The following is a 14030-nucleotide window of genomic DNA, read 5'->3' as shown; positions in this document are numbered from 1 at the left end:
GCGCCGTTCAGCGCGCCCCCACCGGCGCGCGATCGTGCAGCTGCTCGACCGGGACGAAGTCGTCGTCCAGGCCGAAGCACGACGGCCCGAACACCGCGAGGGCCTCCGGTGTGCGCATGAGGTCGGGCGTCGACACCCCGATCACCCGGACGCGCTGGCCGTAGCGCAGGCGCTCCGTGGTGATCGGTTCCGCCGTCTCGGCGTCGAGCACGCAGATCAGGTCCGGCACCACCGCGACGAGGCGACCGTCCCGTCGGGCGACGAGGTTCTCGTTCTGGAAGGCGATCTCGAGCTCCGACCCGTCGGCGCCCTGGACGACGGCCCGGCCCTTCGCGAACCCGTCGACCGTCCGGCGCTCGACGTCGACGACCTTGCCGTCGAACAGCTCGCGCAGGTGCGTGTAGATCGTCTGCCCGAACGCCTCGGCGAGCCCCTCGACGGGGTCGCGGTGCTCCTCGCGTGCCCGTCGGATCGCCCGACCGACCGCCAGCGCGAGCGAGAGCGTCCGCGGGACGGCGGTCTCCCGGACCTGGCGGCCGCTCATCGCGTACTCGGCGATGTACGCCACCCCGCCGAGGCGGATCGTGACGCCGCGGGCGAGCCACTCCATCTGCCGGTTGTCGTGCCCGGTGTCGATGACGACGCCGTGGCCGTTCTCGTCGCTGATCGCCAGCGGGGACCCGGGCACCCCGTACACCGAGAAGGTCTCCATCTGCAGCTCCGGGAACGCGCGCCCCATGCCGTCCGCGTCGACGACGGGCAGGCCGCCGGTCGCGCCGACGAGCAGCGGGATCATCGAGTTGATGCCGCCGCACTCGATCGGCATCGTGGCGGTGGCGGTCCGGCCGAGGTGCGCCTCGAGTCGGCGGAGGGCACCGAGCGGCTCCGGGCCGGCGGGCAGCCGCTCGAGCACCACGGTCGGGGCGCCCATCTGCGCGGTGGGGATGACGAGGGCGTCGTCCGGCACCTCGGACGGGTCGAGGACCGTCACCGGTCCGTGCTCCTCGACGGCCGCCTTGACGAGCAGCATGCCGATGAGCGGGTCGCCCCCGCCCCCGGTGCCGAGCAGTGCGGCGCCGCGCGCGAGGTCGGGCAGGTCGTCGACGTCGATGGTCCAGCTCATGCGTGTTCTCCCTCGCTGACGGTGCCGTCGTGGCGGACCGCCGGGGTGTCGTAGCCGAAGTACCGGGGTCCGGCGAGCGCGAGGCCCGCCGGGGTGTGCCAGCGCGGATCGGCCGGTGCGGTGACGATCCGGACGCGAGCGCCGAAGCGCAGCCCCTCGGTGGTGATCGGTTCACCGGTCTCGGCGTCCAGGGTGACGATCAGGTCGGGGGTGGTGGTGCGGACCGACCCGGCCACCTCGACCAGCAGGTGCTCGTTCTGGAACCGGAGCACGGCCTCCAGGCCGGTGTCACTGCCGGAGCCGGCGATGCGGGCGGTCCCGCGGGCGAAGCCGGTGACGGTCTTCCGCTCCACGTCGGCGACCTTGCCCTCGAACACGACGGTCCCACCGAGCACCGCGGTGACGGCGTCCACGGGGTCCTCGTTCGCGGTACGGGCGGCGACGAGTGCCTCGCCGATCGCGACGCTGAGCGAGAGGCTGCCGCGGACGTACGACTGCTTGAGCTCGGCGCCGGACATCGCGTACTGCGCGGTGATCGCGGAGCACCCCATCTCGACCGTCGCGGTGCGGGCGAGCCGTTCCGCCCAGCGGTTGTCGACGGTGTCGAAGACGGCGGTGTTGCCCTTCTCGTCGGCGAGTGCCATCGGCGTGGCGCTGATCCCCGACAGGGTCGGCAGGACCATCTGCACCTCGGGGAAGGCGCGGCCCATGCCGTCGCCGTCGACGAGCGGCAGGCCGAGCTCGGCCGCGGCGACGATCGGGCTGGTCGAGTTGACGCCGCCGACCTCGATGCACGCGACGTGCGTCGGGGTGACGCCGAGGTGGGTGGCCAGGCTGCGGATCGCCTCGGCGAACTGCGCGCCGGACGGCAGCTTCTCGACCATGACGGTCGGTGCGCCGATCATCGCGACGTTGAGCACGACGGCGTCGTCGGGCAGGTCCTCGACCTGCACGACCGGCACGGGGCCGTGCTCGCGGACCGCGGCCTCGGCCAGCAGTCGGCCGATGTAGGGGTCGCCACCTCCGCCGGTACCGAGGACGGCGGCGCCGCGGGCGAGCGCGGAGCAGTCCTCGCCGATCTCGGTGAGGGGACGGACGGTGGTCGCCGACGGACGCGTGTCCGCGCCGGATGCCGTCACCGTCGTCGTCATCGGACCAGCGCCCCGAGTGCGAGGTCGCCGACCGCCTTGGCACGGATGCGCGTGGCGTTGCCGGGCAGGTACGGGATCGGGACCTCGTCGAAGTCGACGATCGCGACACTGGACGGATCGGCTCCGGCGGCGACGGCGCGGTCGACGGCCTCCTGGCGGGCCTCGTCGACCACGGCGGAACGCCTGCCGTCGCTGATCGCGTAGACCTTGTCGACCTCGCCGGACACCTGCGCGATGGCGGCGCCGATCGCGTTGGCGACCGAGTGGTGCTCCGGCCGGCGCACCGTGCCGAGCCCGGGCAGGGTGTCGGGCAGCAGGACGGACCCGCCGCCCACGGCGACCACGGGCAGCGGGTCCGACGAGGTGCGCATGCGCTCCACGACGTCGGCGACGCGCTCGGCGATCACCGCGAGGGCCCGTTCGGCGACCTCGGCCGGCACCCCGGCGACACGGGAGACGTCCCCGATGGCGCCACGGCCACCGCGGACGGCCACATCGGTCGCGGTGAGGGTGTCGCCGCCGAAGACCAGGCCCTCCTGGGTGAGCCGGTAGCCGACCGAGTCCGGGCCGACCAGGGCGCCGTCCTCGCGGATGCGGGAGCCGCCCCCGATGCCGATCGACAGCACGTCGGGCATCCGGAAGTTCGTGCGGATGCCCGCGACCGCGACCTCACCGGTGGCCTCGCGCGGGAAGCCACCGGTCAGCACGCCGACGTCGCTCGTGGTGCCGCCGACGTCGACGACCGCGCAGGTGTCGAAGCCGGAGAGCACCGCGGCACCGCGCATCGAGTTCGTCGGGCCCGAGGCGAACGTCGCGACCGGGTAGCGCCGGGCGTACTCGACATCCATGAGCGTGCCGTCGTTCTGGCTGAGGAACAGGGGCGCGTCGATCCCGCTGCCGGCGACGGAGCCGGACAGACCGTCGACGATGCGGTCGGCGAGCTCGCGGAGCGCCGCGTTGATGATGGTGGCGTTCTCGCGCTCGAGCAGCCCGATGCGACCGATCTCGCTCGACAGCGAGAACGCGACGTCCGGTCCGAGCTCGGCGGCCATGATCGCCTGCGCCCGCTGCTCGAACTCGTCGTTGATCGGGGAGAACACCGACGAGATCGCGATCGAGCGGATCCCGGCGGCACCGATGGCCTCGGCGTGCCGCTTCAGCTCGTCCGGGTCCAGCTCGGAGATGACCCGGCCGTCGAACTCGTGGCCGCCGTGCGCCAGGAACGCCCGTCCCTGCACGGCGCCGACGAGGTGTGCGGGCCAGTCGGTGAAGGGCGGCAGGGACGCGGTCGCCGGCAGACCGAGACGGACGGCCGCGGTCGGGGCGAGCCCCCGGGCCTCGACGAGCGCGTTGATGAAGTGCGTCGTGCCGATCATCACGCCGTCGATGTCCGCCGAGGTGAAGTCGCGCTGCTCGCGCAGGCCGGCCAGGGCGGCGACGATGCCGGACGTGACGTCCTGGGTCGTCGACCGCTTCACGGCCGCGGCGACCGTGCTGCCGTCCATCAGGACGGCGTCCGTGTTCGTGCCGCCGACGTCGATGCCGATGCGCATGGGGTTCCCTTCGGGGTGGTGCTGTCGTGGTGCTGACGGAGTGCCGGTGGTGGTGCTGTCGTTGTGCTGTTGTGGTGCTGTGGTGGTGCCGGTGGTGGTGCTGACGATGGCGGTGCTGTCGTGGTGGTGGTGCTGACGGAGTGTCGGGCCGACCGTGCCGTGTCCGGGTCAGGGGGCCACGGCACGGCCGGCGACGAGGTGGCGGTCGGCAGGGGGCGCCGACCGCCGGCTTCAGGGCGCCGGTGCTGGCGCGGGTGCCGCCGCCGGTGCGTCGCTCGTCGTGCCGTCGCCGACCGCTGCCGGGGCGTCCTCGGTGCGGCTCACGCCGACCCCGCGGACCCATCCGGCCTTGCCGGCGATCACGTAGAGCACGAAGGCGATGACGACGGAGTTGATCGACGGGATGCCGATCGCGACGAAGTAGCCGACCAGTGCCGCGACCGCCCAGATGACGAGTGTCGCGGGGACCCACGTCGGGCTCGTGGCCGGCAGGCCCTCGCTCTCGCTGAGTTCACGGCGCCAGCGCTGCACGACGAAGTACTCGGCGATCATGATCCCCGCGATCGGCGGGAACACGACACCGAGCACGATGAGGAAGGGGGTGAAGGCGTCGAGGAACCCGACGGCGGCCAGCACCGACCCGACGATGCCGAGCACGAGGGTGACGACACCACGGTTCACCTTCCTGCCGAACACCACGTCGATGAAGTTCGTGACGCCGAGGCTCGAGCTGTAGATGTTCCAGTCGTTGATCTTGAACGTGCCGAGCAGGATCACGAGGATGCCGACCCAGCCGACGCTCGACGTGATGACGCGGGTGATGTCGGACGACCCGACGGCGTGGGCGAGCAGGACGCCCGCGAGCCCGATGACGTACTCCCCCAGCGTGACGCCGAGCGCGGTCTGCTTGACGACGTCGCCGACCGAGCGGTTGAAGCGCGTCATGTCGGGCGTGATGACCGCGCCGACGATGAAGCCTCCGGCGACGAGGGTGGTGCCCGCGACGAAGCTCAGCTCCGGGCCGGCCGGGGCCTTCGCGGCGAGCTCGGCGATCGAGTGCTGGCTCAGCTCGACGACGACCGCCCAGCCCACCAGGATCAGGAACAGCGGCACCGTGATGTTGGCGAGCCACTGCATGGAGTGGAAGCCGCGGAGCACGATCGCGGTGACGAGCAGGCCGAACACGAGCGACCACGCCCACGCCGGCAGGACCGGCAGGATCGCGACGAGCCCGGCGGCGGAGACGCCGGACTGGATGCCGAACCACCCGATCAGGCTCAGGCCGATCGCCAGGCCCACCAGTGCGGAGCCGGCCTTGCCGAACCCGGTCCACCGCGCGATCACGGAGGTGTTGAGGCCCTCGCGCATGCCGATGATGCCGACGAAGACCGACACGATCTCCAGGATCACGGCACCGAGGGTGATCGCCCAGAACGCCTCCCAGAAGCCCATGCCGAAGCCGAGCGTGGCACCGAGCAGGAACTGGGACAGGGCGGAGATCTGCCCGAACCGCTGCACCGCGACCTGGAACCAGCCGTAGCGGGCGGAGGCGGGGACGCGGGACAGGGAGTGGTCGTCGACGACGACGGACGGGGCTGGTGGTGCTGACGCTGCACTGGCCATCGGGTGCTCCTGGGGGACGGGGAGCCGGTCGGGGCGACCGGGTTGCGGCAACCGTAGTGACGTGACGGGAGCGGGTACACGTGCACGATGTCGTTACCGGCAGGTGAACTGGTGCACTCTGCACATCGTCGTCCCTGGGAGCGTCGGGTGGCGCTGTCCGGCGCCGAACCCCGAACACGACGTATTCCCGGGAACGACAGGACCCCGGGAACGACATGGGCCCGGGAACGACGAAGGCCCCGTCGCAGTGCGACGGGGCCTTCTCAGATGTGCGCTCGAAGGGACTCGAACCCCCAACCTTCTGATCCGTAGTCAGATGCTCTATCCATTGAGCTACGAGCGCATCCGGTCTTGCGACCGATGCTGGCCTTGCGGCCGTGGAAGACTCTACAACAGGTGCGGCGCGGAACGCCAATCGAGCCGCGCCGCACCGAGCCCTCGGCGTGTCGCGCCGTTCAGACCACGGTCGGCTCCTCGTCGAACACCTCGGCGAGGAACACCTGCAACGCCTGCCACGAGCGGCGGTCGGCGCGCTCCTGGTACTGCGCCCCGTGGTCCGGCGCATCGGTGCCCGGCACCGCGAACGCGTGCATCGCGCCGGCGTAGGTGGTGACCTGCCAGTCGACCGACGGCACCGCGCGCATCTCGTCCTGCCACTCGGCGACCGTCGTGTCCGGCACCATCGGGTCCGCTCCCCCGGTGAGCACGAGGAGATTCGCCCGGATCGCGGACGCGTCCGAGGGCTCGTGCACGATCAGGCCACCGTGGAAGGACACTGCGCCGGCGAGGTCCGCACCGGTGCGCGCGAGTTCGATCGCGCCGGAGCCGCCGAAGCAGTACCCCATCACGACGATGCGGGAGTGGTCGACGTCGGGGTCCTCGCGCAGCCGGTCGAGCCCCGCGGTCAGCCGGGCGCGGAACAGCGGCAGGTCCTGGTAGAACGAGCCCGCGACCTCGCCGGCGGTGTCGTCGCCGGGACGGACGCCCTCGCCGTAGACGTCCGCACCGAAGGCGACGTAGCCGAGACGGGCGAGCATCGTCACCCGGGCCTCGACGTGCTCGTTGACGCCGTGCCAGTCGTGGATCACGAGGACGGCGGGGCGGGGCCCCGACACGGCGTGGTCCTTCGCCAGCACACCGAGGAGCGCGGTGCCCTCGTGGTCGTAGCGGACGGGGTCGACGCGGACGTCGGAGCCGGCGGGGACGGGGACGGTGGACAGGACGTCGTCGGTGGTCTTCACGTCACCGGACGCTACGCCGCGCGACCGGCAGACGGACGGGAGGCGCGTGGCGGCCCCGCCACGCGCCTCCGGTCCGGCACCGCGCCTCCCGCCGACGCGACGTCAGCAGTCGATGTTGTCCCAGCTGTCGGGACCGGCCGACCCAACCGCGTACTCGTCGAGCGGCGCCTTCCCGTCGCGCCACGCACGCAGGAACGGCTCGACCACCTTCCACCCCTGCACCGCGCTGTCACCGCGCACCGACAGCGTCGCGTCGCCCTCGAGCACGCCGGCCAGGACCTCGCCGTAGGCGCTGAGCCGACCGGGGTTGAAGTTCACGGACAGCGCCGTGTGGTCGATCGTGTACGGGTCGCCGGGACCGTTGACGTTGAGCTCGAGCTGCATCTCGTCCGGGGCGATCCAGATCCGCAGCTTGTCCGGACGCTCGGCGCCGCTCAGCCCGTTCGGCACGTGCGGCGAGTCCTTGAAGGTGATGACGATCTCGCGACGCTGCTGCTCCAGCGCCTTGCCGGACCGCAGCGTGAAGGGCACGCCGGCCCAGCGCCAGTTCGCGACCTCGAGGGTGAGCTGCGCGAGGGTCTCGGTGCCGAGCGACGGGTCGACGCCGTCCTCGTCGACGTAGGACGGCAGCTCACGGTCGCCGATCGTGCCGGCGGTGTAGCGCGCACGCTTGCCCGCGGCGACGACGTCCTCGCCCCACGGCCGGACGGCGCGGAGGACGAGCTCCTTCTGCGTGCGGAGGTCGTCGGCGTCGATGGATGCAGGCGCCTCCATCGCGACGACGGCCATCACCTGCAGCAGGTGGCTCTGGATCATGTCGACCAGTGCACCGGCCTTGTCGTAGTAGCGCGCGCGGCCCTCCAGCCCGAGGGTCTCGTCGTAGACGATGTCGACGCGGTCGACGTGCGCCGACGACAGCAGCGGCTCGATGATGCGGTTCGCGAAGCGCAGCCCGAGCAGGTTGAGGACCGTGGAGCGGCCGAGGAAGTGGTCGACGCGGTGGATGCGCTCCTCGGGCAGGAACGAGTGCAGCAGGTCGTTGAGGTGCTCGGCGCTCTCGGCGTCGGTGCCGAACGGCTTCTCGAGCGCGAGCCGCGTGCCACCGGGCAGGTCGAGGTCCTTGAGGACGGCGCAGCTCTTCTCGGTCACGGCCGGCGGCAGCGCGAAGTAGATCGCCGGGTCGTGGTGGCACGCGTCGAGCAGGGCCCCCAGGTCGTCGGCGTCGGTGACGTCGGCCTTGCGGTAGGTCGAGGCCTCGATGACCTCGACGAGCCGCCGGCTGAGCTTCTCGCCGCCGTCGTGCGCGCCCTCGTCCTCCTCGTTCTTCGACGCCTGCGCGTTCTCGAAGGACGTGCGCACCTGCGCCTTCCAGTCGTCGTCCGAGATGTCCTCCACGCCGGCCCCGACGAGCTGGACGTCCCAGTCGTCCTTGACCTCGAGGAGGGTGGCGAGACCGGGCAGCAGCAGTCGCTTGGACAGGTCGCCGCTGGCTCCGAGGATGAGCAGGCTGGTCTGGAGGCTCGACATGCCCCCGACCGTACTCACGCGTTCCGGCGCGTGGCCGGGTTGCGTCGGTACGGTGGGGCGAGTCCGGCGCGAGGGAGCACCATGAGCAGTGGGTACGGAGGGCGACGCATCCGCGTCGCCGTGGTCGGCACCGGGATGATCGCGGGGGTGCACGCCCGTGCGGCACGGGCCGCGGGCGCCGAGGTCGTCGGGGTGCTCGGCCGGACGCCGGCCCGGTCGGAGCAGGTCGCAGCACAGCTCGACGTGCCCCGCGGCTACGCCTCGCTCGACGAGGTGATCGCCGACGCCCCCGACGTCGTCCACGTCTGCACGCCGAACGACCAGCACCACCCGCAGTCGCTCGCGGTCGTCCGCGCCGGGATCAACGTCGTGTGCGAGAAGCCGCTCGCGATCAGCGCCGAGCAGGCCGCCGAGCTGGTCGCCGCAGCCGACGAGGCCGGCGTCGTCGCGACCGTGCCGTTCGTCTACCGGTACCACCCGGTCGTCCGGGAGATCCGTGCCCGCATCGCCGCCGGGGAGCTCGGCCGGTTGCTCGCCGTGCACGGCCACTACCTGCAGGACTGGATGCTCGACGAGGACGCCTCGAGCTGGCGGGTGGACGCCGGTGCCGGCGGGGTGTCCCGGGCCTTCGCGGACATCGGCTCGCACTGGTGCGACCTGGTCGAGTTCGTGACCGGCGACCCGTTCGCCGCGGTGAGCGCCGCGACCGACATCGTCTACCCGACCCGTCCGGCTGCCTCGGGCCCGTCGTTCTCCGGCTCGCCGGACCCCGACCCGGTGGCGGACGCCGGGCAGCGGGCCGAGGTCACCACGGAGGACACGGCCGTCGCGACCTTCCGCACCGGCACCGGGCGCATCGGCAACGTCGTCGTCTCGCAGGTCGCGGCCGGGCGGAAGAACCGGCTGTGGTTCGAGGTCGACGGCACCCTCGGGTCGGCGGCCTTCGACCAGGAGCAGCCCGAGGCGGCGTGGTTCGGCAACGAGCGCGGCGCCCAGATCGTGGTGCGCGACCCCTCGCTCGGGTTCCCCGACCAGCGTCGGCTTGCGGTGGTGCCGGCCGGGCACCCGCAGGGGTACCTCGACGCCTTCGCGGCGTTCGTCGCCGACACCTACGCGGCGGTCCGGGCGGAGGGCGACCGTTCGGCGTGGCCCGAGGGGCTCCCCACGTTCGCCGACGGTGCTCGTGCGGCGTCGGTCATCGAGGCCGTCGTCGCCAGCGCGGCCGACGGGACGTGGCGTCCCGTCGCCTGACGTCCTCCGGGCGACCTGAGCGCGTACAGGAACCGCCGAGCACGGTGGGTGCATGAGCACGACCGTGAGCGACTTCGTCATCGACCGCATCAAGGCATGGGGCGTCTCGCGCGTCTTCGGCTACCCCGGGGACGGGATCGGTGCGTTCGACGGGGCGCTCGGCAAGGCCGACGGCAGCGAGCGCGAGCTCGAGTACGTCCGCCCGACGCACGAGGAGATCGCCGCGCTGATGGCGACCGCGCACGCCAAGTTCACCGGCGAGGTCGGGGTCTGCGTCGCGACCTCGAGCCCCGGCGCGTTCCACCTGCTCAACGGGCTGTACGACGCGCAGATGGACAACCAGCCGGTCGTCGCGATCGTCGGGCAGCAGGGCCTGGCGTCGATCGGGTCGTTCACGCAGCAGGAGTCGAACCTCGAGCGCGTGTTCGCCGACGTCGCCTGCTACGTGGAGACCGTCGCCACGCCGGACGCGGTCGGCGTCGTGGTCGACACGGCGTTCCGGACGGCGATGCTCCGGAAGCAGCCGGCGGTCGTCGTGCTCCCCCACGACGTGCAGGCGATGGCGTACGAGGCCCCGGCCGCCGAGCACTGGGTGTCCCGGTCGAGCGACGTCGCCCCGTCGACCCGGATCGTGCCGCCGCAGGACCAGATCGCCCGCTTCGCCGAGATCCTGAACGCCGGGGAGCGCGTGACGTTCCTCGTCGGAGCCGGCGCCCGTGGTGCCACGGACCTGGTGCTCGAGGCCGCAGAGAAGACCGGCGCCGGCATCATCACCGCCCTGCGCGGGAAGGACGTCGTCCCCTCCGACGTGCCGTACCACACGCAGCAGGTCGGGCTCCTCGGCTCGCGCCCGAGCCTGACCCAGGTCAAGGAGTGCGACACGATCGTGCTCCTCGGCTCGAACTACCCCTACGGCGAGTACCTGCCCGCCTCCGGTCAGGCCCGCGGCGTGCAGGTCGACATCAAGCCCGAGCAGATGGGTCTGCGGTACCCGACCGAGCTCAACCTGTGGGGCGACGTCGGTGCGACGCTGCAGGCGGTCATGCCGCTGCTGCGCGACAAGCAGGACACCGCGTGGCAGGACAAGCTCGCCGGCGAGATGCGTGAGTGGGAAGCGGAGATGCACCGCCAGGCCGAGGTCGCGTACGACGACGGCGTCAACCCGCGCCGCGTCATCCGGGCCGTGAACGAGCGCCTGCCCGAGGGCGTCACGGTCACCTGCGACGCCGGGACCACCGCCGACTGGTACGGCCACCACATCCGGCTGCGCCGCGGTATGCACGGCGACATGTCCGGACGGCTCGCGACGATGCTCGCGGCGATGCCCTACGCCGTCACGGCGAAGTTCGCCTTCCCGGACGCCCCGGCGGTGTGCACCATCGGCGACGGAGCCTTCCAGATGCTCGGCATGAACGAGCTCATCACGGTGAAGAAGTACATGGCCCAGTGGCCGAACCAGCAGCTCGTGATCGTGGTCATGCACAACGACGACCTCGGCCAGGTGTCGTGGGAGATGCGGACCGAGGACGGCAACCCGATGTGGTCCGGGTCGCAGGACGTCGAGTCGATGGACTACGCCGGGTACGCCCGGCTGCTCGGCTTCGAGGGCATCGCAGTGCACGGTGACGACGAGGTCGAGGCGGCGGTGGAGCGGGCGTTCGCCAACCCCGGGGTCACGCTCATCGACGCCTACGTCAGCCGCAACGTGCCGCCGCTGCCGCCGCACATCACCGCCGAGTACGCGGTGAACACCGCGAAGAGCCTGCTCAAGGGCGACCCGGCGGAGATCGGCGTCATCAAGGACTCGGCGAAGGCCATGGCCGCCGAGGCCGTCGAGCGGGTGAAGGGCGCGCTGGGCCGGGACTGACGCCGATCCCGCCGTGGTTGTCCCCCGAACGGGAGGAACGTCCCCCGTGGTGTGAACACCACGTGACGTGTTGCGGCAACCCCTGGCGCGTCGGCTGTGGGAGTTCATAGGTTCTTGCGGTGATGAACGCTCACACTCCCCCGCGTCGCCGGCGCCTGGCCGGGGCCTCCGCCCTGGTCGCCGCCGGCGTCCTCACCGCCCTGACCGTCCCGTCCGCCGCCCTCGCCGCCGAGGGCGACACCACGATCGACCTCTACAACGTCAACGACTTCCACGGCCGCATCGCGCAGTCGATCTCGAAGGACTCCGCCGGTGCTCCGGCACCGCGGGACGGCGACGCCGCCGGTGCCGCGACCCTCGCCGGTGCACTCGAGCAGCTCCGGGGTGCCGATCCCTCGACGTCCGCCTTCGTCAGCTCCGGCGACAACATCGGCGGCTCGACGTTCGAGTCCTTCATCCAGGACGACCAGCCCACCATCGACGTCCTCAACCAGATGGACCTGTCGGTCAGCGCCATCGGCAACCACGAGCTCGACAAGGGCCAGGACGACCTGCGCGACCGCGTGATCGGCGGCCAGGGCGAGGGCGTCCGCGCGGCGCAGTGGGACTACGTCTCCGCGAACATCCTCGACTCGACCACGGGCGAACCTGCGTTCCAGCCGTACTCGATCCAGGAGATCAGCGGCAAGCGCGTCGGGTTCATCGGCGCGACGGTCGACCTCGTCGGCCAGGGACTCGTCGCTCCGGACGGCATCGCCGGACTGGAGATGGGCGACATCACGACCGAGGTGAACAAGGTCGCGGCGCAGCTCACCGACGGTGACACGGCGAACGACGAGGCCGACGTGCTCGTCCTCCTCGTGCACGACGGCGCCGAGTCCCCCGCCGAGGTCGCGCCCGGCGACGACTCCGACTTCGCGCGCGCGGTCCACGGCGTCACGCCGAAGGTCTCGGCGATCCTGTCCGCCCACACGCACCAGACGTACGCCTACTCGGTCGTCCCGACCGGCGGTACCGTAGCCCGCCCCGTGATCCAGACCGGCTCGTACGGCTTCAACCTCGGTCACGTCGAGCTCACGGTCGCCGCGGACGGCACGGTGACCGCGGCGACGCCCGAGAACCTGCGCCTGGTCGACGGCACGTACACGCCCGACCCCGCCGTGCAGACCACGGTCGACGCCGCCGTGCAGGAAGCCGACCGCCTCGGCGCCGTCGAGCTGGGCACGGTGGACCGCGACCTGCAGCGCGCCGTGCAGTCGAACGGGTCGGAGAACCGCGGCGGCGAGTCCACCCTCGGCAACTTCGTCGCCGAGGTGCAGCGTGACCAGACGCAGCGCCAGGGCTCGCAGATCGCCTTCATGAACCCGGGCGGTCTCCGCGCGGACATCGCCTCCGGCGCGGTGACGTACAAGGAAGCGGCGGTCGTCCAGCCCTTCGCGAACACGCTCGTCGTGCTCGACCTGACCGGCGACCAGATCCGGCGGGCGCTCGAGCAGCAGTGGCAGCCGTCGACCGCGAGCCGCCCCTTCCTCAAGCTCGGCGTCTCCGAGGGCTTCAGCTACACCTACGACCCGCTGGCCACGGCCGGCGAGCGCATCACGGGCATGACCCTCGACGGTGACCCGATCGCGTCCGACCGCACCTACAAGGTCACGGTGAACTCGTTCCTCGCGACCGGCGGAGACAACTTCGCCGCCTTCAAGGACGCCGCCGCGAAGCAGGACAGCGGCATGGTCGACCTCGAGGCGCAGGTCCAGTACTTCCGAGCACACCCGACCGTCGCGGTCCAGGAGGACCAGCGGGCCGTCGGCGTCCGGGTCTCCGAGGCACCTGCCGGCGGCTTCGGCCCCGGCGACGACGTCCGCATCGACCTGTCGTCCCTGACCTTCAGCAACGCGGCCGACCAGGGCGGCACCGTCTCGGTCAGCGCCGGTGGTCAGGAGCTCGCGTCCGCCGAGGTCGACACGACGGTCGTCGACACCACCGACGAGCAGGGTCGCGCGACCCTCGCGTTCACCGTGCCGGGCACGCCTGCCGCGGACACGGAGCCGACGGCCGTTCCGACCGCTGCTGCCCGCGCCGCCGCCCCGGCCGCGACGACCGACCAGCCGCTCGTCCTCACCCTGCCGAACGGGCAGACCGTGACCCTCGCCGTGACGGTCCCGGTCGAGACGGCCGTCGAGCCGGAGCCGGGCACCGGCGAGCCGACCGACCCGGGTACCCCCGGTCCCGGCCTGCCGGGCAGCGGCGACACCGACGGCGACGGCAGCGCGGGCGGTGCCGACGGCGCGGGCACCGGTGTCGTGGACGCCGACCGACCGGACGCCGCTCGCGGCGACCTGGCGTTCACCGGCGCCGACCTGGTGTTCCCGGGCATCGCTGCCGGCGTCCTGCTGCTCGCCGGCGCCGTGGCGCTGGTGCTCGCACGCCGGAAGCGCGCCGTCGAGGACGGGCCGGTCCTGACGGACTGACACCGCGCCTCCCGGCCGACGACGCGACGGGCCGTCCCACCTGGTGGGGCGGCCCGTTCCGCTGTCCGATCCCAGAACGGGACTGCTCAGGGGCAGTCCCGCGAGGTACGCTCCCCCTGTCGCATCGCGATGCGTCGCGCCGGGTCGTCCCCCCAGGGGGCGGGCGGTGGTTCCGTCCGCCGGACTCCGCGGCGCGGGTGCTCTCCGTCTCCAGGGAAACGAC

Annotated in this window: 9 protein-coding genes and 1 tRNA gene; 3 read left to right on the top strand and 7 right to left on the bottom strand. The window is 72.2% G+C overall.

All coding sequences use genetic code 11. The features are described from left to right. Positions 1-7 precede the first annotated feature (7 nt). The 7 genes from ACIQFY_RS05600 to ACIQFY_RS05570 all read right to left on the bottom strand — a co-directional run bounded on the left by ACIQFY_RS05600 (position 8) and on the right by ACIQFY_RS05570 (position 8218). The gene (locus tag ACIQFY_RS05600; protein WP_400338686.1) at positions 8-1123 is read right to left on the bottom strand and encodes a DUF917 domain-containing protein; all 1116 of its coding nucleotides are present in this window, start codon (positions 1121-1123) and stop codon (positions 8-10) included. Beyond that, a complete protein-coding gene (locus tag ACIQFY_RS05595) occupies positions 1120-2274 on the bottom strand; it encodes a DUF917 domain-containing protein (protein ID WP_400338684.1) in 1155 nt (384 codons plus the stop codon). The genes ACIQFY_RS05600 and ACIQFY_RS05595 overlap by 4 nt, the downstream gene beginning before the upstream one ends. Next, on the bottom strand, positions 2271-3827 hold the full coding sequence (locus ACIQFY_RS05590) for a hydantoinase/oxoprolinase N-terminal domain-containing protein (protein WP_400338682.1): 1557 nt from the start codon (positions 3825-3827) through the stop codon (positions 2271-2273). Before ACIQFY_RS05590 ends, ACIQFY_RS05595 begins: the two co-directional genes overlap by 4 nt. Positions 3828-4058: 231 nt before the next feature. Then, positions 4059-5450: a purine-cytosine permease family protein gene (locus ACIQFY_RS05585; protein ID WP_400338680.1), complete on the bottom strand. Its 1392-nt coding sequence runs from the start codon at positions 5448-5450 to the stop codon at positions 4059-4061. A 270-nt stretch (positions 5451-5720) separates the two neighbouring features. Then, positions 5721-5793: transfer RNA gene (locus tag ACIQFY_RS05580), tRNA-Arg, on the bottom strand. A gap of 112 nt (positions 5794-5905) precedes the next feature. Then, positions 5906-6691 carry a dienelactone hydrolase family protein gene (locus tag ACIQFY_RS05575; RefSeq protein ID WP_400338678.1) on the bottom strand — a complete coding sequence of 262 codons (786 nt, stop codon included), beginning with the start codon at positions 6689-6691 and terminating at the stop codon, positions 5906-5908. A 102-nt stretch (positions 6692-6793) separates the two neighbouring features. Beyond that, the gene (locus ACIQFY_RS05570; RefSeq protein WP_400338676.1) at positions 6794-8218 is read right to left on the bottom strand and encodes a glucose-6-phosphate dehydrogenase; all 1425 of its coding nucleotides are present in this window, start codon (positions 8216-8218) and stop codon (positions 6794-6796) included. 81 nt (positions 8219-8299) lie between these two features. On the opposite strand from ACIQFY_RS05570, the gene ACIQFY_RS05565 reads away from it, so the two are divergent. From ACIQFY_RS05565 to ACIQFY_RS05555, 3 genes are all read left to right on the top strand, one after another. Continuing rightward, positions 8300-9469 carry a Gfo/Idh/MocA family protein gene (locus ACIQFY_RS05565; protein WP_066655782.1) on the top strand — a complete coding sequence of 390 codons (1170 nt, stop codon included), beginning with the start codon at positions 8300-8302 and terminating at the stop codon, positions 9467-9469. A 52-nt stretch (positions 9470-9521) separates the two neighbouring features. After that, positions 9522-11336 (top strand): thiamine pyrophosphate-requiring protein, encoded by a 1815-nt coding sequence (locus ACIQFY_RS05560; protein ID WP_400338674.1) that lies wholly within the window; start codon positions 9522-9524, stop codon positions 11334-11336. 122 nt (positions 11337-11458) lie between these two features. After that, positions 11459-13807, top strand: coding sequence for a bifunctional metallophosphatase/5'-nucleotidase (locus ACIQFY_RS05555; RefSeq protein WP_400338672.1), 2349 nt, complete (start codon positions 11459-11461; stop codon positions 13805-13807). Positions 13808-14030 lie beyond the last annotated feature (223 nt).

The sequence above is a fragment of the Curtobacterium sp. NPDC092190 genome, assembly GCF_044755625.1.
Classification (GTDB): Bacteria; Actinomycetota; Actinomycetes; order Actinomycetales; family Microbacteriaceae; genus Curtobacterium.
Note: the sequence above shows the minus strand (reverse complement) of the source record. Positions and strands in the feature narration are given on the sequence as shown.